General features: G+C 40.5%; 1 pseudogene. It reads right to left on the reverse strand.

Annotated elements, in window-relative coordinates:
* Window positions 1–353, reverse strand: a pseudogene (locus ABUA47_RS20705) (hypothetical protein); the annotation flags it as partial.
* Window positions 354–692 lie beyond the last annotated feature (339 nt).

The raw sequence follows: 692 nt of genomic DNA on the forward strand, positions 1-692 counted from the left end.
CGCCATTTGGACGCCAATGCAACGATGAAGGCATTAAGATAATCCTTGTTTGCAGCAAATGCCTTTACATCGGCATTCACAATGTTGTCCGTCACCAACGTAGCGATTTCGGACTTCAGAGCATTCACAGCCTGACCGGCAAACAACTTTAATTCAGATTTTGTATTCTCTGCCAGTTCATCGGCAGACTTATGAGCGGTAGCCACGATAGAATCCGCTTCCTTGTGAGCATCCTCTATAATTCTCTTGGCTTCTTCCTGAGCTTTTGCGATAAGTTTCTGTGCCTCTTCGTTTCCTTTCTCTACGCCTTCGCGGTAGATCTTATCGGTCAGCTCTTGAATCTTGTTTTCCATATTTGCAGGAGTTATTATATGATTTATATTACAATATTAATTGCGTGATTTTTTCCTTTCCTATTAGATTCACGCCAAATTTACAAAAATCCATTTGATATTGAATAGAAAGAAAGGAAGAAAAGTTCTTGCTCTTCCAAAAAAAACTCATTTTACACCAACTTTGTTCTGTAATGATAACAAAAGAATGACAAAAGAAGCAGAAAAATACGTATGCAACAACGCATGACAGGGATTAAGGGGAGCAGTTCCGGAGGTATATAAACGAACAAAGCCTCCGTATCCTTATCAGACACGGAGGCTTCTTCTGAAAACGGCGACTACCTACTCTCCCACTGT

This window comes from Bacteroides sp. RTP31139st1_H2_RTP31139_211217 (genome assembly GCF_040227615.1).
Lineage (GTDB): Bacteria > Bacteroidota > Bacteroidia > Bacteroidales > Bacteroidaceae > Bacteroides > Bacteroides uniformis.